25 protein-coding genes are annotated in these 25,863 nt (G+C 38.4%); 16 read left to right on the top strand and 9 right to left on the bottom strand.

The window, feature by feature from the left end:
• Window positions 1-12: 12 nt before the first annotated feature.
• Window positions 13-3,351, bottom strand: coding sequence for a transcription-repair coupling factor (gene mfd / locus ABEG20_RS18240; RefSeq protein WP_406824676.1), 3,339 nt, complete (start codon window positions 3,349-3,351; stop codon window positions 13-15).
• 230 nt (window positions 3,352-3,581) lie between these two features.
• On the opposite strand from mfd, the gene ABEG20_RS18235 reads away from it, so the two are divergent.
• From ABEG20_RS18235 to ABEG20_RS18215, 5 genes are all read left to right on the top strand, one after another.
• Window positions 3,582-3,884 (top strand): DUF2752 domain-containing protein, encoded by a 303-nt coding sequence (locus ABEG20_RS18235; protein ID WP_406824675.1) that lies wholly within the window; start codon window positions 3,582-3,584, stop codon window positions 3,882-3,884.
• Between the two features lie 5 nt (window positions 3,885-3,889).
• Complete coding sequence (locus ABEG20_RS18230) at window positions 3,890-4,276, top strand: TM2 domain-containing protein (RefSeq protein WP_090497432.1); 387 nt, start codon at window positions 3,890-3,892, stop codon at window positions 4,274-4,276.
• Window positions 4,277-4,585: 309 nt separating this feature from the next.
• Window positions 4,586-5,683, top strand: a complete 1,098-nt coding sequence (locus ABEG20_RS18225; RefSeq protein ID WP_406824674.1) for a Nif3-like dinuclear metal center hexameric protein — start codon at window positions 4,586-4,588, stop codon at window positions 5,681-5,683.
• Entirely contained in the window at window positions 5,683-6,426 is a 744-nt protein-coding gene (locus ABEG20_RS18220) for a C4-type zinc ribbon domain-containing protein (protein WP_205056920.1), read from the top strand. The genes ABEG20_RS18225 and ABEG20_RS18220 overlap by 1 nt, the downstream gene beginning before the upstream one ends.
• A 172-nt stretch (window positions 6,427-6,598) precedes the next feature.
• Window positions 6,599-8,086 carry a tetratricopeptide repeat protein gene (locus ABEG20_RS18215; protein ID WP_406824673.1) on the top strand — a complete coding sequence of 496 codons (1,488 nt, stop codon included), beginning with the start codon at window positions 6,599-6,601 and terminating at the stop codon, window positions 8,084-8,086.
• On the opposite strand, the gene ABEG20_RS18210 is transcribed toward ABEG20_RS18215, so the two are convergent.
• From ABEG20_RS18210 to ABEG20_RS18200, 3 genes are all read right to left on the bottom strand, one after another.
• Complete coding sequence (locus tag ABEG20_RS18210; protein ID WP_406824672.1) at window positions 8,083-9,159, bottom strand: 3-oxoacyl-ACP synthase III family protein; 1,077 nt, start codon at window positions 9,157-9,159, stop codon at window positions 8,083-8,085. The two genes, ABEG20_RS18215 and ABEG20_RS18210, sit on opposite strands and share 4 nt — an antisense overlap.
• Window positions 9,160-9,237: 78 nt before the next feature.
• Window positions 9,238-9,888 carry a response regulator gene (locus ABEG20_RS18205; RefSeq protein WP_406824671.1) on the bottom strand — a complete coding sequence of 217 codons (651 nt, stop codon included), beginning with the start codon at window positions 9,886-9,888 and terminating at the stop codon, window positions 9,238-9,240.
• Window positions 9,888-11,765, bottom strand: coding sequence for a 7TM diverse intracellular signaling domain-containing protein (locus ABEG20_RS18200; protein ID WP_406824670.1), 1,878 nt, complete (start codon window positions 11,763-11,765; stop codon window positions 9,888-9,890). The genes ABEG20_RS18205 and ABEG20_RS18200 overlap by 1 nt, the downstream gene beginning before the upstream one ends.
• 147 nt (window positions 11,766-11,912) lie before the next feature.
• Here ABEG20_RS18200 and ABEG20_RS18195 point away from each other — a divergent pair, with 147 nt between their 5' ends.
• The 3 genes from ABEG20_RS18195 to ABEG20_RS18185 all read left to right on the top strand — a co-directional run bounded on the left by ABEG20_RS18195 (window position 11,913) and on the right by ABEG20_RS18185 (window position 14,870).
• Entirely contained in the window at window positions 11,913-12,896 is a 984-nt protein-coding gene (locus ABEG20_RS18195) for a cell envelope integrity protein TolA (protein ID WP_406824669.1), read from the top strand.
• 77 nt (window positions 12,897-12,973) lie between these two features.
• Window positions 12,974-13,741 carry a C1 family peptidase gene (locus ABEG20_RS18190; RefSeq protein WP_406824668.1) on the top strand — a complete coding sequence of 256 codons (768 nt, stop codon included), beginning with the start codon at window positions 12,974-12,976 and terminating at the stop codon, window positions 13,739-13,741.
• A complete protein-coding gene (locus ABEG20_RS18185; RefSeq protein WP_406824667.1) occupies window positions 13,731-14,870 on the top strand; it encodes a lipid A-modifier LpxR family protein in 1,140 nt (379 codons plus the stop codon). The genes ABEG20_RS18190 and ABEG20_RS18185 overlap by 11 nt, the downstream gene beginning before the upstream one ends.
• 5 nt (window positions 14,871-14,875) lie before the next feature.
• On the opposite strand, the gene ABEG20_RS18180 is transcribed toward ABEG20_RS18185, so the two are convergent.
• The 3 genes from ABEG20_RS18180 to rsfS form a co-directional block, all read right to left on the bottom strand.
• Window positions 14,876-15,520, bottom strand: coding sequence for an LUD domain-containing protein (locus ABEG20_RS18180; protein ID WP_090497452.1), 645 nt, complete (start codon window positions 15,518-15,520; stop codon window positions 14,876-14,878).
• 64 nt (window positions 15,521-15,584) lie between these two features.
• Window positions 15,585-17,600 (bottom strand): ATP-dependent zinc metalloprotease FtsH, encoded by a 2,016-nt coding sequence (ftsH, locus tag ABEG20_RS18175; RefSeq protein ID WP_406824666.1) that lies wholly within the window; start codon window positions 17,598-17,600, stop codon window positions 15,585-15,587.
• 27 nt (window positions 17,601-17,627) lie between these two features.
• Window positions 17,628-18,002 carry a ribosome silencing factor gene (gene rsfS / locus ABEG20_RS18170; RefSeq protein WP_205056929.1) on the bottom strand — a complete coding sequence of 125 codons (375 nt, stop codon included), beginning with the start codon at window positions 18,000-18,002 and terminating at the stop codon, window positions 17,628-17,630.
• A gap of 44 nt (window positions 18,003-18,046) precedes the next feature.
• Here rsfS and ABEG20_RS18165 point away from each other — a divergent pair, with 44 nt between their 5' ends.
• The 4 genes from ABEG20_RS18165 (at window position 18,047) to pfkA (ending at window position 22,090) form a co-directional block, all read left to right on the top strand.
• Window positions 18,047-18,823, top strand: a complete 777-nt coding sequence (locus tag ABEG20_RS18165) for a biotin--[acetyl-CoA-carboxylase] ligase (RefSeq protein WP_406824665.1) — start codon at window positions 18,047-18,049, stop codon at window positions 18,821-18,823.
• A 7-nt stretch (window positions 18,824-18,830) separates the two neighbouring features.
• Window positions 18,831-19,280, top strand: a complete 450-nt coding sequence (locus ABEG20_RS18160; protein ID WP_406824664.1) for a protein-disulfide reductase DsbD domain-containing protein — start codon at window positions 18,831-18,833, stop codon at window positions 19,278-19,280.
• 139 nt (window positions 19,281-19,419) lie between these two features.
• Window positions 19,420-21,114, top strand: coding sequence for a protein-disulfide reductase DsbD family protein (locus ABEG20_RS18155; protein ID WP_406824663.1), 1,695 nt, complete (start codon window positions 19,420-19,422; stop codon window positions 21,112-21,114).
• A complete protein-coding gene (gene pfkA, locus ABEG20_RS18150; protein ID WP_406824662.1) occupies window positions 21,107-22,090 on the top strand; it encodes a 6-phosphofructokinase in 984 nt (327 codons plus the stop codon). The genes ABEG20_RS18155 and pfkA overlap by 8 nt, the downstream gene beginning before the upstream one ends.
• An 84-nt stretch (window positions 22,091-22,174) precedes the next feature.
• Here the strand turns inward: pfkA and ABEG20_RS18145 are convergent, their stop codons facing one another.
• A complete protein-coding gene (locus tag ABEG20_RS18145) occupies window positions 22,175-22,498 on the bottom strand; it encodes a heavy metal-binding domain-containing protein (protein WP_090497467.1) in 324 nt (107 codons plus the stop codon).
• A 312-nt stretch (window positions 22,499-22,810) separates the two neighbouring features.
• Window positions 22,811-23,332: a 5' nucleotidase, NT5C type gene (locus tag ABEG20_RS18140; RefSeq protein ID WP_406824661.1), complete on the bottom strand. Its 522-nt coding sequence runs from the start codon at window positions 23,330-23,332 to the stop codon at window positions 22,811-22,813.
• A gap of 142 nt (window positions 23,333-23,474) precedes the next feature.
• Here ABEG20_RS18140 and ABEG20_RS18135 point away from each other — a divergent pair, with 142 nt between their 5' ends.
• The 4 genes from ABEG20_RS18135 (at window position 23,475) to ABEG20_RS18120 (ending at window position 25,668) form a co-directional block, all read left to right on the top strand.
• A complete protein-coding gene (locus ABEG20_RS18135; RefSeq protein WP_406824660.1) occupies window positions 23,475-24,020 on the top strand; it encodes a 30S ribosomal protein S16 in 546 nt (181 codons plus the stop codon).
• Window positions 24,021-24,138: 118 nt separating this feature from the next.
• Window positions 24,139-24,666, top strand: coding sequence for a ribosome maturation factor RimM (rimM, locus tag ABEG20_RS18130; protein WP_406824659.1), 528 nt, complete (start codon window positions 24,139-24,141; stop codon window positions 24,664-24,666).
• Between the two features lie 77 nt (window positions 24,667-24,743).
• Entirely contained in the window at window positions 24,744-25,172 is a 429-nt protein-coding gene (locus ABEG20_RS18125) for a hypothetical protein (RefSeq protein ID WP_406824658.1), read from the top strand.
• Between the two features lie 28 nt (window positions 25,173-25,200).
• Complete coding sequence (locus tag ABEG20_RS18120) at window positions 25,201-25,668, top strand: hypothetical protein (protein WP_406824657.1); 468 nt, start codon at window positions 25,201-25,203, stop codon at window positions 25,666-25,668.
• Window positions 25,669-25,863: the final 195 nt, after the last annotated feature.

Here is a 25,863-nt window from a genome sequence, read left to right as displayed (position 1 = left end):
GAATTAACGTTTTTAATCGATAAGTTCTAAAGTTTCGATTGCTTCCTCAACGGTTTTTACATGATCAAAAGCAATCCTTAGCGTATTTTTTACCTCTTTTAAATTGCACATCCGTGGATGGTTCTGTGCAAAAGTTAAAATTTTAGTGAAGGTATTCGAGTCGAAATAAGCCGATTGTTTATCGCTTAAGAAATAGCCACGCAAACTATTTTTCTTGAAACTGATTTTCTCAAAACCTAATTTCTTACCCAGCCACTGTAATCGAACCACACTGAGCATGGTTTTTACCTGTGGCGGAACCGGTCCGAAACGATCCGCCAAATGTTTTTCAAAAATGGCGAGTTCTGCCTCGTTATCGAGTTTAGAAAGTTCAGTATATAAATTGTAACGCTCCGTAATATTGGTGATATAAGCATCCGGAATATACAATTCGAGATCGGTATCTACCTGCGTAAAGCCCACAAACGGACGGGCAGGTTCATTTTCGAACAGCCCTTTAAATTCAGCCTCCTTTAACTCCTGTATCGCTTCGTCCAATATTTTATGGTACATTTCAAAACCGATTTCGGCAATGAAACCACTTTGCTCAGCGCCCAGTAAATTTCCACTCCCACGGATATCCAAATCGCGCATGGCCACATTAAAACCACTGCCCAGATCAGAAAACTCTTCGATAGCACTTAAACGCTTACGGGCTTCGGAGGTTAAAGTTGATAAAGGTGGAGAAAGTAAATAACAGAAAGCTTTTTTATTGCTTCGGCCAACCCTGCCACGCATCTGGTGCAGATCGCTCAAACCAAACATGTGTGCATGGTTGATGATGATGGTATTGGCGTTCGGAATATCTAAACCAGCTTCGATAATGGTAGTGGCTACTAAAACATCTTTTTCTCCATTAATGAAATCGAGCATAACATCTTCCAAAGCATCGCCATCTAACTGCCCGTGCGCAATACCGATTCTTGCCTTTGGAACCAGTTTCTGGATCAGCCCACCCAATTGCATCAGGTCGTTGACGCGGTTATGGATAAAAAATACCTGTCCGCCACGGTCTAATTCAAACTGAACGGCTTCCTGGATCAATTTATCATTAAAAACATGCAATTCTGTACTTACCGGCTGGCGGTTTGGTGGTGGGGTGCTGATGATCGATAAATCCCTTGCGCCCATTAAAGAAAAATGCAATGTTCTCGGAATTGGTGTTGCGGTTAGTGTTAAAGTATCAACATTTACACGTACCGCTTTTAAACGCTCTTTTGCCGTAACGCCAAACTTCTGCTCTTCGTCAATAATCATGATGCCGAGATCCTTAAACTTAACATCCTTGCTCAGTAAACGATGTGTTCCGATGAGGATGTCAACTTTGCCAGCAGCAGCTTCGGCCAGGGTATCTTTAATCTGCTTATTGGTTTTAAAACGGTTGATATAATCTACCGTAACCGGGAAATCTTTTAAACGGGAAGAGAAGGTTTTAAAATGTTGTAAAGCTAAAATGGTTGTTGGCACCAGAACGGCAGCCTGTTTACCCTCCGCTACGGCTTTAAATGCCGCACGAACGGCGATCTCTGTTTTTCCAAAACCTACGTCACCGCACACCAAACGGTCCATTGGGTGTGGCGATTCCATATCCTTTTTTACATCCTGAGTCGCTTTTAACTGATCAGGGGTATCCTCGTAAATAAAAGATGCTTCCAGTTCAGTTTGTAAATAGCTATCTGGAGAAAATGCCGTTCCGGCCTGGGTTTTGCGCAAAGCATAAAGCTTGATCAGATCCCGGGCGATATCTTTAACTTTTTTTTTAGTAGTTTTTTTTAGCTTGTCCCAGGCATCCGTACCCAGTTTATTCATCTTGGGTACACCGCTTTCCTTACCGCTGTATTTGGCGATGCGGTTTAATGAGTTGATGTTTACATAAAGCAGGTCGTTATCGGCATAAATTAAGCGGATCATTTCCTGCGTTTTGCCATTTACCTCCACTTTTTCTAGCCCGGCATATTTTCCGATTCCGTGATCGATATGGGTAACATAATCACCTGATTTTAGTTCCCTCAAATCTTTTAAGGTAATGGCCTGACTTTTCTGATAGCCTTTTTTAAGCTTGTATTTATAGTAACGGTCAAAAATCTGGTGATCCGTGTAAAATGCCGTTTGGATCTGCGGATCAACAAATCCCTCGCGCAGCATGCTATTGATTGGTGTGAACTTGGCCGTTTTATCAATATCTTCTAAAATAGCATATAAGCGCTCAATCTGCTTTGGCGAATCAGTAAAAATAAAATTAACAATCCCTGCTTTTTCATTCTCCTTCAGGTTATGGATCAGCAGGTTAAAATCTTTATTGAAGGATGGCTGGGGTTTGGTCTCGAACTCGAAACGGTTGTCTGTTTTATAAAAGAACTGTTTGCCAAATTCTACCAAGGGGAAATCCTGAAGGTGATCACCCAATAACTTTTCGTCAGTAAAGGCAAATTTTGGATCAATCCATTCCGGGTTTTGGCTTTTATCTGCTGCTGGCAAAGCTTTCCATAGATCGACAGCCTTTTTGAAGCCAGCTTTAACAATATCCAGGGTAAATTCTACATCTTTAAACCAGAGCTGTGTATCCTGATCGATATAATCAAGAATGCTGATATTACTTTCTGTTAAAAACTTGGCCTGAACATTTGGAACAATGGTCAACGATTTAACATCGGCCACTGAAAGCTGGCTTTCGATCTCGAAACTTCTGATGCTTTCTACCTCATCGCCAAAAAATTCGATGCGGTAAGGAAGATCAGATGAAAACGAAAAGATATCTACAATACCGCCACGGATAGAAAATTGTCCGGGTTCGTAAACAAAATCTCTTCTGTCAAAATCGTAATCAATTAAAAATTCATTGATAAAATCGATACCCAGTTTAGCTCCAAGACTGATTTCCAACGTGTTTTTTTCCAGTGCCGAGCGGTCAATTACTTTTTCGGCAATGGCTTCAGGATAAGAAACGACAATTTTTCCGTATTCCGAATCGTGGTTCAGTTCGTTCAATACCTCGGCACGGGCCAATACATTGGCAGTATCTACCTGCGTAAAATCGAAAGATTTCCGGTAAGAAGAAGGGAACAGTAAAACCTGTTTATCCAGCACGCTTTCCAGGTCCGACTGGAAATAGGCAGCCTCTTCCCTGTCCGGCAGAACGAACATGATGGGTTTGTGTAATAAAAAATAAGAAGAAAGCGCAACAATAGCATCGGCAGAACCGACCAATCCCTTTAATTGTATCTTTGGGTTTTTGGTCGCATTCAACGCTTTGGTAAATTGGGTTACCCTATCGTCGGTTTTGTATCGGTTTATTAAATCTCGAATGTTCAAGGCACAAAAATAAGCTTATCTTTTAATATTAACCCGCAATTTGTGTAAAGGTTTTTTTAACTATTTTTGGCTGGGTTGTGATATGGAAATCAGATTTGGGAAAAAACGAAAACTTATTCTTAGATGGTATGGTTCATTTGGTCGAAATATATCCCCCTTTCGTCGATTAAGGGCAAATCGACGTAACAAAGGTAGTTCTATAGCCTCTAAATGTTATAAAAAGTGAAACAATGAAGTACATTAAAAGCTTTCCACTGGAACTTTTTTTCTGGTTAACAGCTTTAATATTACTGGCAACAGCGAATGGCCATGAGCATCATTTTACACTTTGTCCTTTAGCCAATTTGGGTTTTAAGGATTGGTGTCCGGGATGTGGTATAGGCAGGTCGATCAGTCATATTTTACATGGCGAGTTTACCGAAAGCTTTTCAGAACATTGGTTTGGGTTTCCGGCACTTTTAATCATCGTTTACAGAATTTACACATTGATAAAAAATAAAAATAAGTTTAAAATTTCAACCACAAATACATAGAAACCATGGATATATTTCAATCACCTCTAATGTCGTTACCAGGTATAACACCAGAGGAATACTCATATTTACAACAAGCTACAACCGGTTTAACTGAAGAGCAGTTACGTAATTTCCTGATGGTTTACAGCAGCAAAAGAAAAAACCCATCAGATATGTTGATTTTCTGTTTAATCGGACTGTTTGCTGTTCCGGGCTTACAAAGGTTTATCATAGGCCAGATCGGCATGGGTATTTTGTACCTTTTAACCGCAGGTTTGTGCTTCATCGGATCAATTATCGATGTGGTAAACCACAAAACACTTGCTTTTGAACATAACCAGAAAATGGTTTTCGAAAGTTTACAGATGGTAAGAATGGGCGGTGGATTTCAGCAGGCAGGAAAATTCTAGTATCATTATTATCTGATATTTAAACCTCGCAGGTCTCAGAAACCTGAGAGGTTTTTTAATTTTCTAATACCCTAAGAACCAAACGCTTTGTTAAATAAACCTGATCAAGCGTAAAGCCCGGAGCGCGGAACGAGTGAAGACTTGCAGCGATAGCAGGACTTTTACCTCCGAAGCGCACTGAAGCTATTTTCCAGATAACGTGACCACCTAAGGCATCTGATAACATCTTAGGAAAACGCTTTAACTTATTGTTGTCTCTTTTTAGCTTTGCAAGTTTCGAAACCTGCAGGCTTTATTTATATTTATCAAATGAAATTAGCTGAAATTACCAATTATTTAGAAAGCATTGCGCCACTTAATTACCAGGAAGATTATGATAACTCCGGTTTAATTGTGGGCGATCCAAATATGGAAATCCGTGCTGCGCTGGTGGCTTTAGATTGCGTGGAGAAAATTGTAGATGAAGCCATTTCTACAGGCTGTAACCTTATCATTACTCATCATCCTATTGTTTTTAAAGGACTAAAAAAGCTGAACGGCAAAAATTATGTGGAGCGCGTGGTGTTAAAAGCCATTAAAAATAACATTGCACTTTATGCCATCCATACCAACTTAGACAGCATCCACACCGGCGTAAATGCCAGAATCTGCGAGCGTTTGGGCTTAACAGGTACAAAGGTACTTTCGCCAAAAGCAGGTTTGTTAAAAAAACTGGTTACCTACTGCCCGCAGGCCCAGGCCGAACAATTGCGATCTGCCTTATTTTATGCCGGAGCGGGTAACATTGGCAATTATAGCGAGTGCAGTTTCAATGCTGATGGTTTTGGTACGTTTAAGGGAAATGAAGATTCTGACCCTTTTGTGGGCGAAAAAGGTGTTCGCCATCGCGAGGCTGAAGTGCGGATTGAAATGGTTTACCCTACACAGGCAGAGCGGAAAATTCTGGTTGCTTTGTTCGAGAACCATCCTTACGAAGAAGTGGCTTACGATATTTATAAACTTGAAAACAAACACCAACTGGTGGGCTCGGGTATGGTGGGCTGGCTGGAGTATGATATGGACGGCTACGATTTTCTGCATCTGGTAAAAGACAGGATGCAGGCTAAAGTAGTCAGACATACAGAGGTAATTGGTAAAAGGATCAAAAAAGTTGCAGTTTGCGGAGGTTCGGGAAGTTTCCTGTTAAAGGAAGCCATTGCTGCAGGGGCAGATGCATTTATTACCGCAGATTTTAAATATCATGAGTTTTTTGATGCGGAGGAAAAACTGATCATTGCCGACATCGGACACTTTGAAACTGAACAATTTACCTCAAATTTATTGCTTGAAATTATTCAGAAAAAATTTACTAACTTTGCAATCCGTTTAACGGAGCAAAATACAAACCCCATAAATTACTTGTTTTAATGGAACAAACCGTAGAACAAAAGCTAAAAGCTTTATACGAATTACAAAATATCCACACAAAAATTGATAAGATCCGCCAGGTGCGTGGAGAATTACCAATGGAGGTTGCCGATCTTGAGGATGACGTTTTAGGATTAGAAACTAGAATTGCAAAAATTAAAGCTGAGCTTGATGATCTTGAGGATTCGATCGTAACGCGTAAAAATACAATTAAAGATGCGCAAGCTGCGATCAAAAGATATGATTCTCAATTAAAAGAAGTTAAAAATAACCGTGAATACGATGCTTTAACCAAAGAAATTGAGATTCAAGGTTTAGATATCCAGGTTTCTGAAAAGAAAATTAAAGAACACGGTTTCGAAATTACTTCTAAAACTGAAATCTATGAAGCAGCTAAAGCAGAGTTAGATGGAAGAAAGAAAGATTTAGAAGTTAAAAAAGGCGAATTAGATGTAATTACTGCTGAAACTGAAAAAGAAGAACAGGATTTACAAAAGAAAGCTGATAAAGCTGAGCCTCAAATCGAGGAGCGTTTATTGGTTGCCTATAAACGTTTACGCAAAAATGCGGTAAATGGTCTGGCTGTGGTAACCATCGATCGCGATTCTTGCTCTGGTTGTTTTAATCAGATTCCACCTCAACGGCAGTTAGATATCCGTCAGCGTAAAAAAATTATTGTTTGCGAACACTGCGGTCGTATTTTGGTTGATGAAGCGCTAACACACGAAGTAGCAGAAGCTTAAGCTCAATCATAAGATTATTTGAACGTTCCGATTTAATCGGGACGTTTTTTGTTTAAGCCTGTTTTCTTCGCCTTACTCAAAACAAGAATATGATTTTAGCGTTTAATGTAGATATTTGTTTAAATGTGAAGTTGTTGTGGCAGCACAGCACAAAACCGAAATAGAATCCCTAATGAATAAAAGTTTCCGTTTTTTGATAACATCTGCCCTGCTTTTCTCTCCTTTGTTCTCGCTTGCAAACTTCGATTTTAATAACAACTGCTTAAATGCTTATAAAAGCATATTCGAACTTAAGCTGGGCAATGCAAGGGCCTATATCTCTACAGAAAAGAAACAGCATCCTAATAATTCCATTATTCCGCTTCTCGAAAATTATGTAGATTATTTTACTGTTTTAACTTCAGAAAGCAAGGCCGATTTTGACCGTTTAAAGGGAAATAAATCTAAACGGTTGGATCAAATAAGTGATGACGATAAAAATTCACCCTACTATCTTTATGCACAGGCAGAAATTAATTTGCAATGGGCGCTCATTCGCGGTCGTTTCGGAGAGTATTTTAACGCGGCTATGGAAGTTAAAAGAGCAAACAGCCTTTTACAGGATAACAGTAAGAAGTTTCCAAATTTTCACCTGAATTTAAAGGGCCTGGGCTTGATTAATGCTGTTTTAGGCAATCTTCCTGATGGTGCCTTAAAAACGGCGCTTTCAACTTTCGGCATTAAAGGAAACCTGCAGAGCGGGTTAAATATGTTCGAAAAACTAGCTGATAACTTGCCGAAGTCGTCTTACGAACCTTTTTACGAAGAGGTGGTGTTTTATTATGCCTATGTTTTAACCGATGTGGCACACAGCCCACAGGCCTATGCCAAAACCATGAAATATACTGAACGTATTGCCGATACCAGTTTATTAAAAAGTTATTTGCAGAGTTATGTATGCATAAAAAACGGGCACAGTGAAGAGGCGATAGCCATTTTAGCCAGGCGGCCAGAGGGAGGCGTTTATCAGCCTTTTCCTTATTTGGACTATTTGGAAGGAATTGCGCATTTAAATAAACTCGACCTCAATGCCGGCACCTATTTTAACCGGTTTCTGCAAAATACAAAGGGTGTAAACTTTGTAAAGGATGCTTACCTTCATTTGGGCTGGATCGCACTTCTGAAAGGCGATAAAGCTGCATATACAGCCTTTGCAGCCAAAGCGGTTAAAAATGGCTATACTTATATGGAAAAGGATAAACAAGCAAAGGCTGAAGCTGCCGCAGGAACCCCAACCATTGATCTTTTAAAAGCAAGGTTGCTGTTTGACGGTGGTTATTTAAGCAGGGCATTGCAGATCATTGATGATAAGAAGGCAACAGATTACGCTAACGATAAAGACAGAACAGAACTAAATTATCGTTTAGGTAGAATTTATGATGATTTAGGGAAAGACGACCAGGCGTTAGCGGCTTATCAGGAAACGATTAGTGAAGGAAAAAACCTGAGATATTATTTTGCGGCAAACGCTGCGGTGCAGATGGGTAAGATTTATGAAAGGAGAAAAAACGTAGTAAAAGCAAAAGAGGCTTTCAATACTGCCATTGCCATGAAAAATCATGAGTTTGAAAGCAGTATTGAAAACCAGGCCAGGGCCGGGTTAAAACGGTTGGCCAATTAAAAGCGGTATATAAAAGCATTAATGTGCATACCTGCCCCTACTGAAGCAAATACGGCTACATCACCAGCCTTAACACTATAGCCCTTCACTTCTCCTTTTAGCACCAGGTCCAATAGCGTTGGTACTGTGGCAACGGAACTGTTTCCTAACCAGGAAATCGTCATTGGGACTAAGTTTTCTGGCACGGTATCTTTACCATAAAGTTTGAACAGACGTTTCATAATCGCGGTATCCATTTTACCATTGGCCTGATGCACAAATACAATATTGATATCATCAACATTTAAACCTGCCTTGTCGATAGCCTTTTTAATCACCTGAGGTACCTGAACTACCGCAAACTCATAAAGTTTACGTCCGTTCATTTTTAAATAAAGGTTTCCATTGGTTTCATCAGGGTGAGCGCTCTTGCCCATGGTTAGCAAATTGCCGTAGTTAACAGCATGCGTTTCCGTTTTATGTGCTAATATTCCTTTTTTTTCTGCGGCTTCTTCTGCTTCGAAAATTACTGCTCCGGCACCATCCGAAAAGATCATACTATCACGGTCATGCGGATCGATAATACGGCTTAAAGTTTCTGCACCGATAACCATAACACGTTTCGCATCTCCGCTTTTAATATAGTAATCAGCCTGTATCGCGCCTTGAACCCAGCCCGGGCAGCCAAAAATGATATCGTAGGCAACGCAATCCGGATTTTGAATACCTAATTGCTGTTTTACCTTTGAGGCTAAAGAGGGTAAAATATCTGTTCGGTTGCTACCCAAAGGAATATCACCAAAATTATGACAGAATATAATATAATCTAAGGTTTCTTTATCAATGCCTGCATTTTCAATGGCTTTTTCTGCGGCCTTAGCACCAATATGATTGCTTAACTGCTCAGGGCAGGCATAACGTCTTTCTACGATCTCCGTAATTTCAGAGAATTTATCGATGATCTCTGAATTCTCTTTCTCCAATCGGTTACCATTCTCAAAAAACGTCGAACTTAAGAATTCATTACCAGAAATAATATTTTGTGGAATATAACTTCCGGTACCGGTTATTACCGTATTTATTGATTTGCTCATAATTATAATACCGCATACTAAAACGGTATGTAGTATAAAAATACCAATTATATTCGATAATCGAAAATATATTAAATTTTAGCGGAGCTTATTTTCGAGGGCGAATTTTAATAATCCTGCTTTTCCGGTTACATTTAGCTTTTGCGCCATATTCTTACGGTGAGTATCAACAGTATTTAAAGCAATAAATAATTTTTGGGCAATTTGCTGAGAAGAGTAGTCTTCACTGATCAATTGTAGGATTTCCATTTCTCTCGCTGTTAAGTTGTGGTTTTTTTGAAAATGGTCCCCATCGTTAAATGCCGATGGCTGTACATCAGGTTTTATTTTCTGGAAATATTTTTCGCCACGCTGCAAGGCGGAAATAATGCTAAACAATGTTTCTGCATCGGTATCTTTTTGAACGAAAGCCTTCACCCCTATACTTTCCAATTTTGCCGCTAATTTAACCGTATAATACATTGATAATACCATAATTTTTACGGAAGGAAATAACTGTCTTACTTTTTCGGCGGCAATTTCTCCATCTAAAACAGGCATATTCAAATCCAGGATTAAAATATCAGGTATTTGGTGGTTTAAAAGGTGCAGGATTTCCTTTCCATTTGATGCCATGCCGATTATCTTAAAGCCCGGTTGTTCAGAAAGGATGGCTGATAATCCTTCGGCAAACAGTTTATGATCATCTGCGATCATCAACGTGGTCGGTTTTTGTTCAACTATGTCCATTATTTCAGCGGAATATCAATAACGATTGTGGTTCCATTTTGATTACTGTCTACCTGAATTTTCCCGTTCAAATAGCTTACCCTTGAGCGGATATTCTGCATACCTAGTCCCTTTTTATCCTCTTCCTGACTAAAACCAATACCGTTGTCTTCAGCCATGATATTGATCCTTTCATCAAAAGATAAAATCTGAATGGTCGCTTTTGTTGCAAAAGAATGCCTGTTAATGTTATTTACGAGTTCGTTAACCATACGGTAAATGGTAATTTCCATAGCGCTTTCGATGGGATGTTCTACCTGGTAAACAAATTCGAAAGCAATATTACCCGAGTGGTTTAAGGTGATGAAGTTTTCTTTCAGGGTTTCAATTAAACCCAGTTGCTCAAAGTTTTTAGGCATCAGATTGTGCGAAATTTCTCTTAAGTCGGCACATGCCTTTTCAATCATGCTAATGGTTTGGTCGTAAAATATGCGGTCATTTGCTGTAAGTTTTAAAACTTTGTGCTGAAAAGCGGTGATATTTAGTTTTATAATGGAAAGTGTGCCGCCGAGGTCATCATGAAGATCACGGGCTAAACGTGTCCGTTCATCTTCCTGGGCATTAAAAATGCCATCGGCCAGGTCTACCTGGTGTTTGCTCTTTTCTTCGAGCAGAATTTCTTTTTCCTTCTTTAAAAAGTTATAGCGTTGTGTTAGTGCAAAAGAAAGGAAAATAATTTCAGCTGTTAAACCTACCACTAAACCATTTGGCTTTAATAAATTAAAGTTTGTGAGGCCCAACGTGTTAAAAACATAATTAAAAACCCCAAATAACAACATTACGGTAGCAATAAAATAATACCAGCCCAACTTATAGCCTGCTCTAATTCTTTCCACTACACAGATAATTATAATGATTACCGTGAGTAGCGCCAGAAAATTGTTGATGTAAAAAACCGTTTTTTCTAAAAGGATAAACGATTTGAAAAGCATCATTACCGGAATAATGGACATGGCCCAGCAGAACCTTTTATAATAGTTTGTAAAGCAGTATAATTTACTGTTCATCCTATTTTGATTCACAAACAGCTGCATCACCTGGATTAACAAACCACAACTTAACGAAGCCATAATTAACCGCATATAGTCTTGAAGACCTGGCAGGTTCGGATAAAACCATTGGAAGGCTAGTCCTTCTTCCTCCAGGATAAAAATGAGGGTACAGAAAATATAAATGGCATAATATAGGTGGATGCGATCTCGGACAGAGGCATAAAGCAGCAGATTAAAGATCACAGCAAAAACAAAAACACCAGTATAAAATCCAAATAAGGTGTGCTGCGGAATTTCTGCCTGAATAATATCCACATCACGTCCGATAGACATCGGCATATACATATTCTGGCCGCGTTTATCTGCCCATAAATAAAAAGTAGCTTTTTCATGAGGCGAAAGAATCATTGGGTAGATAAAGCTTCTGTTGCGATAAGGACGTTGTTTAAAAGGGAAATGATCGCCGGTTAAGCCCAGTGGATAAATCTTTCCCTGCTCATCTACTTTAAACAGCTGAAGTTGGTTAATGCTGGAGCTCTGCTCCTTAAACATCAGGTGTACTGATTGATTTAAGGTGTTTTCAATATCAAAAATAACCCAATAATAAGATTGGGTATAACCTTTACTAAACACTTTTCCTGGTGTTAATGGCGAGAGTTTATTGGCCTGCTTGTATTTTATAATGGAATCGATGCTCAGGTTTAAATTTTTGTCCTCAAAGAAATACCCATGTTTGCTGATATTGAATTTTTTGGCCGTATCGATTAAAATGGGGTTGCCCTGCTGGGCAAAGCATACCCGAAGTAGATTTAGGAAAAATAAGAATAGCAAGAAAACTTTATCCATTGATGAGAGAATTAGCTGTAATGTTTAAGGTAACACCTATTTTTTCATAAATATAGTATATAAACTATGTACTAAATATACCGAGTAAAGGGTATATAAATCGTTTGGTTGATCGGGTATTTTTACAATAAATTAAACGAACTTAAAATGAAAAATTTCTTAATCACTATTTTGTTGCTGTTTCTGGTACAAATGGCAAATGCGCAATCACATGTTTCGAGAAGCGAATATGCAAGGTATAACTGCAGATTTGCCCCTAAAGGCTCGAATAACTCGGAGGGCAAAAATATGTGTCCAGCTTGCGCAAAAGAGAATGAAGATGCCAGAAAAAAGAAGATAGCCGATGATAAAGCTGCCTATGAAGCGGGCAAAATCAGAAATGCAAAACTAAAGGCCGAAAGGGAGGCTGACTTTAAAAAGAAACTGGCCGAAACGGCAGAAAGGAATAAGGTGACGGAAGTACGCGTAACGATGGGGAAAATGCCTGTAACAGCAAGCAAAAAGGCTGAAGTACCCGTAAAAAGAGCACCATCTAAACCCACAAAAGATGTATTGTTTTTTGCCGACTATCCAGGATCAATGTCGATGAGTGGTAAAAGTTTAAACTATTTTTTGAACGAAAATGGCGATACGGTTTTAAAAAGCAAGGATTATAACAGCACTTTCGCTGCTTTTGGAGACAATAAAAATAATTTCCCTAAGAATATAGGGATCGTGATTTTGAATGAAGAAAATACCCTAACCAATGGTAAAACGAGAAATGTTGCAGATCTAGTTGACCTGAAGGGAAAACGGCTTTTTAATGATAAGAGCATCAGTACCATCTTTCATTTGATGAACGATTATTTTGTGATTGGCAGAAGCAAAGATTTTGGAGAGGATTCTAGCTGGGGCTATAATTACAGGCGAATTCAGGAAGTAGATATTTACAATGTAAAAACGAAAAAAACCATCACTTTGGATAAAGACCGCTCCAGAGTAGAACTTTATTTAACATTTGATCATCATAAACTGGAAGATGAAGGACTAAAACCGGTGTTATCAAGAAGATATGCTAACTATGATGAAGACATCTATTGCATCAATGCTGCAGGTGAGTTGGTGGTGAAAAGGTTTCAGGGTTCGAGGTAATAGAAATATGAATGACATAAGAATTTAAATAAAAATAATAAACAGGATCACCGAAAACTAATAGAAACGAAAATACCATGAATCAAAAACCAATTTTAACGAATTTTTATCAAGTAATTGGGCTAGATAAATTTTTACAACTAAAGGCTGCAGGGTTTATTCAAAAAAGTGATATTAATTGGGGCTCAAATCGGGTTGTTTCTTTAAAACAACGAGACACATCAGTTAAGAACCAATGGAATGGCACATGTACATCTTTTGCAACTATTGCTGCGATTGAAAATAAACTAGGTGGTAAAATTGATCTATCTGAAAGATCATTATGGGATTTTTACGGGGTTTTCTCAACCCCGCAAGCAATCAATGCAGCTCAACACCACTATATATTAGAAGAAATCTATTGGCCACAATATCAAATTAGATTTGATACTAGATATAGTAGTAAGGGGCGCTTCCTTTTGACTGGAGTTAAAGATTTAAAAAATGATTACTTAGCTGTTCTAAAGGCTCTTGATATCGGAAATCCATGTATAGTAGCCCTACAAACCCCAGAAGATCTTTACACAGGAAAAGCACAGGTGGAAAGAACGTCACGGATTCTTTCAGGTGGGCATGCAATTTGCGTATCAGGTTATAAAGTAGAAGATGGAAAAGGATACTTTTTGGTCAAAAATTCTTGGGGAACGGAGAATGGGGATAGTGGATATCAATATATAGATTTCAATGTTTTTGATAAAAAAGGATATGCTAACTTTTGGGAAGTAAGTGAAATAACCGATAGAGGCGATCAACAAATGGAGTTTGAAAATACAGAAGATTATCTAACCTCCATTGTTGAAGATTAAATTCTTTCAAATAAATTTATATAATATACAATTATCGCTCATGAGATCTCTTAAAATTCTTATACTTTTCGTTACATATAGTGTTGCTTTGCATGCCCAGACAATAAATCCCAACACAAGGGTGGGAATTGTTCTTGATCAAGATTATTTTCTAAAATTCGTAAAGCCATCTTATGCTACGGATAGGAACTATACTATGGGGCTTGGCTTAATTTATCAGGATAAAGGGCTCGGTGGGTCATGGTTTTTCGCTCCGCATAGATTTATAGCGAAAAACCTCTTTAGCAAAATACTTAAAGATTACGATGTATATGATGCAAGTATAATGCTTGCAAACACCACATTTACGCCTGAGTACTTAGGTAATTTGCACGATCCTGTACATGAATTTAAACGCGAAAATGATCGGCCGTTTGCCAGTCTAAATGTTATTGGTACGAGCTTGGGTTTGCAGGATAATTCTGGTAATGAGCTGATTACTTTAGGTATTAATGTTGGGGCTATAGGATTAAATGTTTCAAAAGCCGTACAAACGAAAATTCACCGTGATCACTGGTTCGGAAATACTGCTGATATTCCTTACGGATGGGAAGGTCAGATCTCAAAGGGAGGAGAACCCACACTCTTGGTTACCGGTAAAAAGGATTGGTTGCTTATTGGTAAGCGAGAGGGAACCGATGTTGGCCTTTTTCAGCTAAACACTAGTGCCGAGGTGCGTTTAGGTTATTATGTAAGTACAGGCTTAGGTTTAAATACGAGGTTAGGTTTGCTTGATAAAAAAAGTTGGGCAATGAATACTTTGCCAATGGCAAATTTAGTTGGCATCACTAGTGAAAATAAAAATTTATGGGAGGTTTATCTCCTTTCGGGTGTTAAAGGTAATGGTTGGCTTTACAACGCTTTGTTACTGGGGCAGTTTAGAGACAGTCCTTATACGATAAGCTTTAAACAACTAAATAAAGCAACCCTTGATTGGAATTTAGGTTTAGGCGCTAAAATACCAACCTGTGGAAAACAGGCAATAAGGTTATCTGCTATGGCTGTTGGGCGTTCACCTGAGTTTAATACCGTAAGAGAATTTAAACGATGGCATTCATGGGTAAGTTTTCAGGCATACTATGAATGGTGACTTAATCAACTAAAATCATCAATTAAAAATACAAAAAGCTCTTTAGGCCCGTGTGCGCCTAAAACCAATGTTTTTTCGATATCAGCCGTTCTGCTTGGCCCTGTAATATTGCTGATCATGGATGGAAGCTGATTGCCATACTTGTTTTTCAATAACAGAAAAGCGTCTTTTAGATCTAAAACCAACTGACTGGTTTTGGCGATCACAATATGATGATGTGGAAAGATGCTGAGCCTTCTTCCTGCAGCGCCCTGGTTAGTTACCATTACACTTCCATTACGGGCAATTAAGGCCTCGCAAAGGGTAATGCCTACCTCGGCCTGATCAAAATCCTTGTCGGTTTGGTAAAAAGGAAACTCGTATTTGCTTAAAAACTGCTGTAGCTCAGGTTCCCAGCAGTATATTTTTCGCCATTTAAATTTATCGGCCAGCTGCAACATGTTTTCAAAAAAATCGATTCCGTCTTCGCAGAAGATAAAATTACCGGATATAGCCGTAAGCTGTTCGGCAAATAATATCTCCAGCTCATCTGTATTTTTTTTATACAGTGGACTTTCTTCTAAATTAGGATAGGGGTTTTCGCGCTTCTCTAATAGTGCTTTCCTTATCTTTTTCAGTATTTGTTCTTTCGCTGTCGTATTATCCTTCATTATAAAAAAAAGCTACCCTAATGATTAAACTAGGGTAGCAAATGTAATAATAGAAATTATTTATTTAAGCCTCAACTGGCGTAATATGTCCGGGTGTTCCGCTTTCACCCTGATTTTCGAATAACCTTTTACCAAAAATCACTTCTAAATCGTCTTTAAATAAAACTTCTTTTTCGATCAGGATATCGGCCAACTGGATCAATTTATCTTTATTTTCTTCCAATAACTGAATTGCTCTCTGGTATTGGCCCTCAATTAATGCCGAAATTTCTTTATCGATAGTTAAAGCGGTATCTTCTGAATATGGTTTAGAGAAGTTATATTCGTTCTGACCAGAAGAATCATAATAAGTAATATTTCCTAACTTTTCGTTCAAGCCATAAATGGTTACCATGGCCCTGGCTTGTTTATTTACTTTTTCTAAATCGCTAAGGGCACCTGTAGAAATGGTATCGAACATAACCTTTTCAGCTGCCCTACCACCCATTGTTGCACACATTTCATCAAGCATTTGGTGAGGGCGAACAATTAAGCGCTCTTCTGGCAGATACCAGGCGGCACCTAAGCTCTGTCCGCGTGGAACAATGGTAACCTTAACTAACGGTGCTGCATGTTCCAGCAACCAGCTTACAGTAGCGTGGCCAGCCTCGTGAATAGCAATCGCACGTTTTTCACTTGGTGTAATAATTTTGTTTTTCTTTTCTAAACCGCCTACAATACGGTCAACTGCATCTAAGAAATCCTGTTTATCCACAGCTGATTTATTTTTACGGGCGGCAATTAATGCAGCTTCGTTACAAACGTTTGCAATATCTGCACCCGAAAACCCCGGTGTTTGTTTAGCTAAAAATTCGGTATCAAGCTCTTCCGATTTTTTAAGTGGGGCAATGTGTACTTCAAAAATCTGTTTACGTTCGATAACATCCGGTAAATCAACATAAATCTGTCTGTCGAACCTTCCGGCCCTTAATAAGGCTTTATCTAAAACATCAGCACGATTGGTTGCCGCCAGAATAATAACATGCGTATTGGTACCGAAACCATCCATTTCAACCAAAAGTTGATTTAAGGTGTTTTCACGCTCATCATTTCCGCCCATTACACCGTTTTTACCACGGGCACGGCCAATGGCATCAATCTCATCAATAAAGATAATACAAGGAGATTTATCCTTTGCTTGTTTAAACAAGTCGCGAACACGTGATGCACCAACGCCAACAAACATCTCTACAAAGTCAGAACCAGATAGAGAGAAGAAAGGAACCTGTGCTTCACCTGCAACCGCTTTGGCCAATAGGGTTTTACCGGTACCCGGCGAACCTACCAGTAAAGCACCTTTAGGGATTTTTCCACCCAAATCAGTATATTTTTTAGGGTTTTTAAGGAAATCTACAATTTCCATTACCTCGGTTTTTGCTTCTTCTAAACCTGCAACATCGTTAAAAGTAATGTTTACCTGGCTTTCTTTATCAAATAAAGTCGCTTTTGATTTTCCGATACTGAAAATCTGACCGCCACCACCAGCGCCGCCGCCCATTCTGCGCATCATAAAAATCCAGAAACCGATTAAAAGCAGTACCGGTAAAATGATACTTAAAAACCAGCTGGCCAACGGATTGCTGCGACTGGTTTTTTCTGCCAATATCCTTGGCTGGTTAGCAGGAAGATCTTTTTGCGAATCGGCAAGTTGTTTATCCAACCCATCCATCGTTCCGGCATTGAAAAATACAACAGGGCTCGCGGCATTATTTACACTAAAAGTACTATTGCTTTTATATGGATCGTATATTGGTTTTTTTAGACTATCTTTTTTGATATAAACCTCTACACGTACTAAATCGTCTGATTTATAGGCAACAACCTTCTGCACGTCGCCTTTAAGTAGCATCTGTTGCTCAAATTTTTGGTAGGTCACTTCTTTACCCCCATCTGTGGTAAATAAAAACTGTGCAGCAATGATGGCGATAATAATGGCTGCATAAACCCAGAAAATATTAAATTTTGATCCTTTTTGTGGTTTTTTAGGAATGTTTGGAATTCTTCTTCCCTGTTTTTCGTTATTATTTTGATTGTCGTTCATTTGTCTTTGTCAAAATGGTGTATTAGGTTATGCGCTTTGAAAATTTGTGCTTTCTGCATCCCCCCAAAGTTCTTCTATGCCATAAAAGTGGCGCTTTTCAGTTTTAAAAATATGTACAACAACATCGAAATAATCAAGAATTATCCAATCCGCTGATTCGAAACCCTCCTTATGCCTTGGATCGGCCTGAGTGGCTTTATATATTTCTTTTTCTACACTATCGGCAATAGCTTTTACCTGAGTACCAGAATTGGCACTTGCTATAATAAAGTAATCAGCTACTGAAGTGTGAATATTTCTAAGATCTAACCGCACGATATCTTCTCCTTTTTTCTCCTGTATGCCGTGAACGGCCAACTCAGAAAGATATGTAGAAAGGGCTACTATTTTCTTTTTTACCATTAAAATGCTTTAATTTTGGAATTACAATATTATAAATTCAACACTTGCAAAATAACACTTTTTCAACACTATTTGTTGGTCAAAATTTAATCAAATTAAAAGAAGTTGATTCTACCAATAACTTTTTGAAAAATTTGGTGTCAAAATCCGAGCCATTAGTAGAAGGGACTGTAATTATGGCAGACCATCAGTTTGCCGGAAGAGGGCAGCAGGAAAGTATTTGGCAAAGCCAGGAAGGAAAAAACATCAGTACAAGTATTTATCTAAAACCTTCTTTTTTGCCACTTTATAAGCAGTTCTATTTAAATATTGCCGTTAGTTTGGCTGTTAGTGAGGCTTTATCTTGTTTTGTGCCGCAAGGAATAATGGTCAAATGGCCAAATGATATCTATTATCATGATAAGAAATTGGGCGGGATATTAATCGAAAATACACTGACAGGTATTGCTTTTAAGTCATCAGTGATTGGCATTGGCTTGAATGTGAATCAAGCAGAATTTTCGGAAAGCATTAGCGGTCGTGCTACTTCCGTCATTCAAATTTTACAAAGAGAGGTGCCATTAATGGATATTATGGAGAAAATATTCATGTTTATGGAAAAATACTACCTAATTTTGAGGGCAGGGAAATGGGTTATTTTACAAAATGATTACCTTGCCAAACTTTATAATTACCAGATTCCTGCGTTATACAAACATAACGGCGAGATTTTTGACGGAACGATTAAAGGAGTTGAAGATAACGGCAGGTTAAAAGTTGATACAAAAAACGGTTTAAAAGTTTTTAACTTTAAAGAAATTGAATTTATACACACAAAATAAAACACAAATGAAAAAAATCACCCTGGTACTTTCAATGGTACTTTTTACCATTGCTGGTGCATTTGCTCAGATCGAAAAACCGGTAACCTGGGCTTACTCTGCAAAGAAGGTAAGTAAAACTGAAGCTATAATTTATTTAAAGGCTACAATTGATGATAGATGGCATATTTATTCTCAGAATGTAAAAGACGGAGGACCAGTAAAAACTACTTTTACTTTTTCTCCTTCTAAAGATTTTAGCCTTGTAGGCAAAACAATTGAGCCTAAAGCCATAGTTAAATATGAAAGCACATTTAAAATGAATGTAAGTTACTTTGAAAAATCAGTAATATTTCAACAAAAAATTAAACTGAACAAAGCAACAACCGTAGTTAAAGGTGTGGTAGAATTTATGGTTTGTAATGATAAACAATGTCTTCCGCCGGAAGAAGTTGAATTTAGTGTTCCGGTTAAATAATTGACTTCAAAATATTTACAAACAGTCCCGAATTTTTGGGACTGTTTCTTTTTAAAGTAAAATCTACAGGGTGTTGTGGTTTAAACAAAAATCGTTTCTAAAATTATTCTTAATTTCACGGTTTCAAATACACACACAAATGAAAAAGGTTTTATTATTGTTGTTAATGGCTGCCATGTTCATTGCCTGGCCTGCCGTTAAGGGTTATGCATTGGTAACTCAAGATACCACAGCAACCACTCCTCCGGATGATATTGTTTTTACTGAGGTAGGTTCTGCACAGGACAGTGCTGCCAATAAGCAGGTACCAACAGAAAATGATACACTTAAAAAGGCCGCTGTTAAAGAGGTAAAAACTACGGTAGCGGGCAAAGATGTTCCAAAACAATCGCTTTGGGTAACCTTTGGCTTAGGACTTTTGGCCGGTATTGCTGCTTTTTTCCTTCCGTGTATTTTTCCGATGGTTCCGCTTACTGTCGGTTTTTTTACCAAAAGGGCCGAAAGCAGGGCAAAAGGAATCAGAAGTGCCATTATTTATGGTCTATCGATCATCGTAATTTACGTAGGTTTAGGTGTAATTATTACCTTGATCTGGGGTGCCAGTGCGTTAAATGAAATATCAACCGATGGATTTTTTAATATTTTCATCTTTCTTATCCTAATTGTTTTTGGCGTATCGTTTTTAGGTGCTTTCGAAATTACCCTGCCAAGTTCGTTTGTAAATAAACTTGATGCAAAATCTGATGCTAAAGGGTTAAGCGGAATCTTTTTTATGGCTGCAACCCTGGCGGTTGTTTCCTTTTCATGTACAGGGCCATTAATTGGAACTTCTTTGGTTGCCATCAATACCGATCTGTTAACACCAGTTATCGTTATGTTCGGCTTTTCGCTTTCATTGGCATTAATTTTTACCATGTTTGCTATTTTCCCAAGTTTAATGACGGGTCTGCCAAAATCAGGCGGTTGGTTAAACTCTATTAAAGTTTTTCTGGGGTTCCTAGAGTTGGGTTTATCTTTAAAATTTCTTTCAACAGCCGATCTGGCCTATCACTGGGGAATATTGGACCGTGAGATATTCCTGGCGATATGGATTGTACTGGCCTTGATTTTGGGCGTTTATTTATTGGGAAAAATTAAGTTTTCTCATGATAGTGACCTCCCTTATATTTCTGTACCAAGATTATTTATTGCAACAGCAACTTTTGTGTTTGCCATTTATCTCATTCCAGGTTTGTGGGGAGCACCTTTAAAAGCTGTAAGTGCACTGGTACCTCCCCTTTCTACACAGGATTTTGTGATTGGACAAGACGGCGGTGGCGGATCAAACCAAACGGCAGCCACCAGCCATGCTAAACGTAAATATGCTGAATTCCTGCACATTCCCCACAATATTGATGGTTTTTTTGATTATGAAGAAGCCCTGGCTTATGCTAAGGAAGTAAAAAAACCGTTATTTCTCGATTTCACCGGACATGGTTGTGTAAATTGCCGCGAAATGGAAGCCAGGGTCTGGTCTGATCCAAGGGTGCTTAAAAAGTTGAAAGAAGATTATATTGTGGTATCCCTTTACACAGATGATAAAACCAGTTTGCCTGAAGCAGAACAATTTGACTCTAAAGTTTTAGGCACAAAAGTGAATACCGTTGGTAAAAAATTCAAACATTTGCAGGCAGAGCGATTTAATACCATTTCGCAACCATATTATGTACTTTTGGGTACAGATGAAAAAGAATTAGTTTCCCCTCCTATTGGAGTAGAATTTAATATAGATAAATATTTGCAATATCTGGATAATGGATTATCAGTATTTGCCAAGAAACAAACAAATGAATAAGATTAAGAACATTGGCGTTTTAACCTCTGGTGGAGATTCGCCAGGCATGAACGCTGCAATTAGAGCTGTTGTTAGAGGCTCTATTTATTATGATATCGAAGTAACAGGATTTCTCCGCGGATATGAAGGATTAATCAACAATGATTTTATTCCTATGGACCGCAAATCTGTGGCGAATATTATTCAGCGTGGCGGAACTATTTTAAAAACAGCCCGTAGCGAAGCATTTAAAACAGTAAAAGGTAGGCAGACCGCTTACGAAAACCTGAAAGCCAATGGAATTGATGCATTGGTGGTAATTGGTGGTGATGGAACATTTACCGGAGCCAATGTTTTTTCTAAAGAATTCAATTTTCCGATAGTTGGCCTGCCAGGCACCATCGATAACGATTTAGCAGGTACCGATTTTACCATTGGATATGATTCTGCTATCAATACAGTTGTTGATGCGGTAGATAAAATCAGGGATACGGCTGAATCGCATGACCGTCTTTTTATTGTAGAGGTGATGGGGCGAGACTCTGGATTAATCGCTTTAAGAAGTGGTATAGGCGTTGGTGCCGAAGCCATCATGATCCCTGAAGCAAACATGAACGCTGACGATATTTTGCACAAGCTGGAACACAGCCGTAAAGATAAAGCATCGAAAATTATTATTGTTGCTGAAGGTGATGATACCGGAGGTGCGTTTAAGGTTGGTGAAATTTTGCAGGAAAAATATCCACATTACGATACTAAAGTTTCGGTTTTGGGGCATATTCAACGTGGGGGCAAGCCTACCTGCATGGACCGTGTGCTGGCCAGCCGCTTAGGCGTAGTTGCAGTAGAAGGTTTAATTCAAGGTGAAAGTGGTGTAATGGTGGGGCAGATTAACCGCGAAATCGTTTTTACGCCTTTTGATCACGCCATAAAACATATTAATGCAGAGAAGGTAAGTTCTAAATGGCTCAAGCTTATAGACATTCTTTCATTTTAAACAAAAATAAAGCATAAAAGAAAAGTCTTTCCCGCACCGGAAAGACTTTCTTGTTTTTGCTTAGTTTCACAATAAGCAAATTTCTTAGTCTGCCAGGATTACCGCAGTACCATTAGCACTGACCATCAGCATGCTTCCGCCGCTGCCCACAGTTTCGTAGTCTAAGTCTACACCAACGATAGCATTTGCACCAAGCGCGGCCGCATATTGTTGCATTTCGTTAACTGCAGTATCTTTCCCCTCTCTTAAAACACGTTCGTAAGAACTCGATCTGCCTCCTACTATGTCTGTTATTCCTGCAAATAAATCCTTAAAGATATTTGCGCCAATAATGGTTTCGCCGGTTACCAAACCGATATATTTTATAATTTTTCTGCCCTCAACTGTAGGCGTTGTGGTTACTAACATAGTTTTAGTTTTTATTATTAGAGCAAATCTTTTTCAAAATGTTACATCTTTCCGAAAACGGGAAGTTCAGTAATCATTACGTTTTTGCTCCTAAAGGTTCATCAATGAAAATTAATCAATGGAAATATCCAGGTTCATCACTTTAATTTTTAAGGGGAGGTGATGACGAAGATGTTGGATTACTTTGATTAAGTGGCCTTAAGAGTTTGGATCGTCATTCCGGCCGGAGTGTAACGGAATGGAGAAATCTATAAGTTGTTCTTAGTTATTGCTTTCTCCATTGCAGCCTGGAATAACAGACTTTGCCGGGCATTATAGCAGTAAACCAGCTATTTCTTCCCAGTTATTTACGCGCTCATATTCGGTAACCAGCAAATTGTGCGGAGATGTGTACAATAACGGCCTGCCGGCAAAATTTACAAAGTTTTTAGTGCGGTCGTCTATAATAATATCAACATTTACAATTTTGTTTCCGCAGAACATGATGTGCTGCCAATCTATGAAAGAAAAATGTTCGGCCAACCAATCATACTTATCCACCAATGAATTGCGGAACTCCATTGCTGCTGAAACAATATAAACATCATATTTCTGTTGTAGGGCCTTAATTACGCGTTGGCTATCAGCAATAACGTCAAGATCACGAAAAAACCCAGGCTCATTGATATATTCGAACCATTTCTGATTCACATCTTGCGGAACATGGTGATAGATTTCATTTCCAGCGTCAATTTTTAAGTCTAATGGTATATTAAAGTCACGGTTATACAATTTAATAAATTTTCCAACGGCATCGGCAATCACCTCGTCCATATCAATCGCAATTCTTTCCATTTGTATCTGCAGTATTTTGGCGTAAATATCCTGAAAACAAAGAAATTAAACTATGTTTTTAATTTCCAGGATTTTAGTTATCTTTGCAGCCCCGCAGCATGAAGCTCCGGGAACTATGTTGAATACATAAATACAAAAGAAAATGGCAACTAAAATCAGATTGCAAAGATTCGGTAAAAAAGGAAAACCTTTTTTCCACGTTGTGGTAGCAGATTCGCGCGCTCCACGTGATGGTAAATTTATTGAGCGTTTAGGTTCTTACAACCCAAACACCAATCCTGCTACCATCGAAATTAACTTCGAAAAAACTTTAGCTTGGGTTAACAGTGGTGCGCAACCAACTGATACTGCTCGTGCTATCCTTTCTTACAAAGGTGTTTTATACAAAAAACACTTAGAAGGTGGTGTTAAAAAAGGAGCTTTAACTCAAGAACAGGCAGATGAAAAATTTGCAGCTTGGTTAGATGCTAAAGCAGGTAAAATTTCTGGTAAAACAGAAGGTTTAGCTAATTCTAAAGCAGATGCGCGTAAAGCAGCATTAGCAGCAGAAGCTAAGAAAAAAGAAGATAAAGCAGCAGCTATCGCAGCCAAAAATGCACCAGTTGCAGAAGAGGTTGTGGAAGAAGAGGCTCCGGCTGTTGAGGCTGAAGCAACTGAAGAAGCTCCTAAAGAAGAAGGCGCAGAATAGTTTTAATTATTTTGTCTCATGAAATAGCGTTCCGATCTCCGGAACGCTATTTTTATTAATACCCCTTGTCCCTAAAGGGGGGTATTAACAAGTCCCCTTTAGGGGATTTAGGGTAAATATGACACACGAAGAAGCATTCTATATCGGTTACGTAACCAAAACCAGGGGTTTAAAAGGAGAAGTTCAGGTTTTTTTTGAATTTGAAGAATACGAACAGCTTGAATTTGATGTGGTTTTTGCTGATATGAATGGCAAACTCGTTCCGTATTTTGTAGCCTCTGCAAAACTACAGGCCAATAAAACAGGCTACTTCAACTTTGATGATGCTGATCATATTGATAAAGTGCAGCCATTATTAAAAAAGAAATTATACCTGCCCCTGTCGCAAATGCCCGAACGGGAAGAGGGCGAATTTTTCTATACCGATTTTAAAGGTTATTTAGCAATAGACGAGATTTTGGGCGAATTGGGTGAAATTCTGGAAGTGAATGAATATCCACAGCAATTTGTGGCTACAGTGATATATAAAGGAACCGAAGTCTTGTTTCCGTTAAACGAAGATTTTATTGTAGAATACGATGAGGATGAAAAGACCCTCACCCTCGGTTTACCTGAAGGTTTACTGGACGTGTATCTGGAAAAATAGATAGTCGGGTATATTAAAATTAATTATCAAGATATAGATCTAAATTTTTATATTGGCTGTATCTAATTAATTCTTTTATGTTCCAAAAACTAGCTAAAGCCATTGCGCTATTTTTAATTGCCGCATCATTTCACTCCTGCACTACGCAACAACTATCTTTAAAAGCCAACAAACCTCTAGTTGGGATTTGGCAAAACGTTAAAGATCCAGGCTCTTTCATCACTTATACCGAAGATGGCCATTTTTACAACAGTTATAATGAAGGCAACAACCAGGTAATTACCCACAGTGGCAATTATAAGGTTATAAGTAGCGATGCCTATTTACTGGATATCACTTATGAATTGCCTAACCGAACGTATGCACTAAAAGATCGCCAGTATATCAATCATTATATTTTTGGGAAGGATCTGAAAAGCGTAAAGCTTTCCGGCGTTGTGTATGGTAAATCTGGATCGGATACGCTTAAGTGGGAAGAAAATATGGTGAAAGTGAAATCATTGTAGCATTACTTTCAAAAATCTTAAAACTGATATGAGAAAAGTCTTTAGATACTTTCTTCTTGTGGCTCTTTTTTCCTTAAGCTCCAATTGTATTATCGCCCAGGAGAAAGCAACGTTGTCCGATTTTGTTGGTGCATGGGAATTTGTAACTCCGCCACGGCAGGCTGATGCTCCTCCGATGCCGTTCCTATCCACACTTAAAGTATTTGATGCCATGGGCAACTGTCTCCAGTTAAAAGTAACTGAACAGGGTACAGTGATCTGGCAAACGGCTAAAATTGAAGTAGAAAGCGAAGATACTTTGAAAGAAAGTGTAAATTATTCTGTTAGCCAGCCTTTAAATAATGCCATTTTTAAACTGAAATATAAAATTTTTGATGGGCCTGACGGGACCAGGTATCTAGGCATAAAGGGTGGCGCAAAACAGGTTGACGGAAAAGAAACGTATGAATGGCAGGAACTATGGCGGAAAGTGGATAAAATAAAAAAGGCTGAATAATTTAATTTTATTTATGTCTGCACGTCAAATAATTCCAGTCTCATTTTGATGCTAATACAATCAAAATAGGTTAGACTTACAACTTTAATCATAAATTCCTTTAGGCGGATTTTGTACAATACCTGATAATAGAAGGTGGAAAAAGGTTTTAACGAGAAAGAGACCGTTGAGCCGCAAGATTTGGAGAAAGGTAGC

Origin of the sequence: Pedobacter sp. KACC 23697, from assembly GCF_045348445.1 — a bacterium.
Taxonomy (GTDB): Bacteria; Bacteroidota; Bacteroidia; order Sphingobacteriales; family Sphingobacteriaceae; genus Pedobacter.
This window is presented reverse-complemented; position numbering and strand designations above follow the sequence as displayed.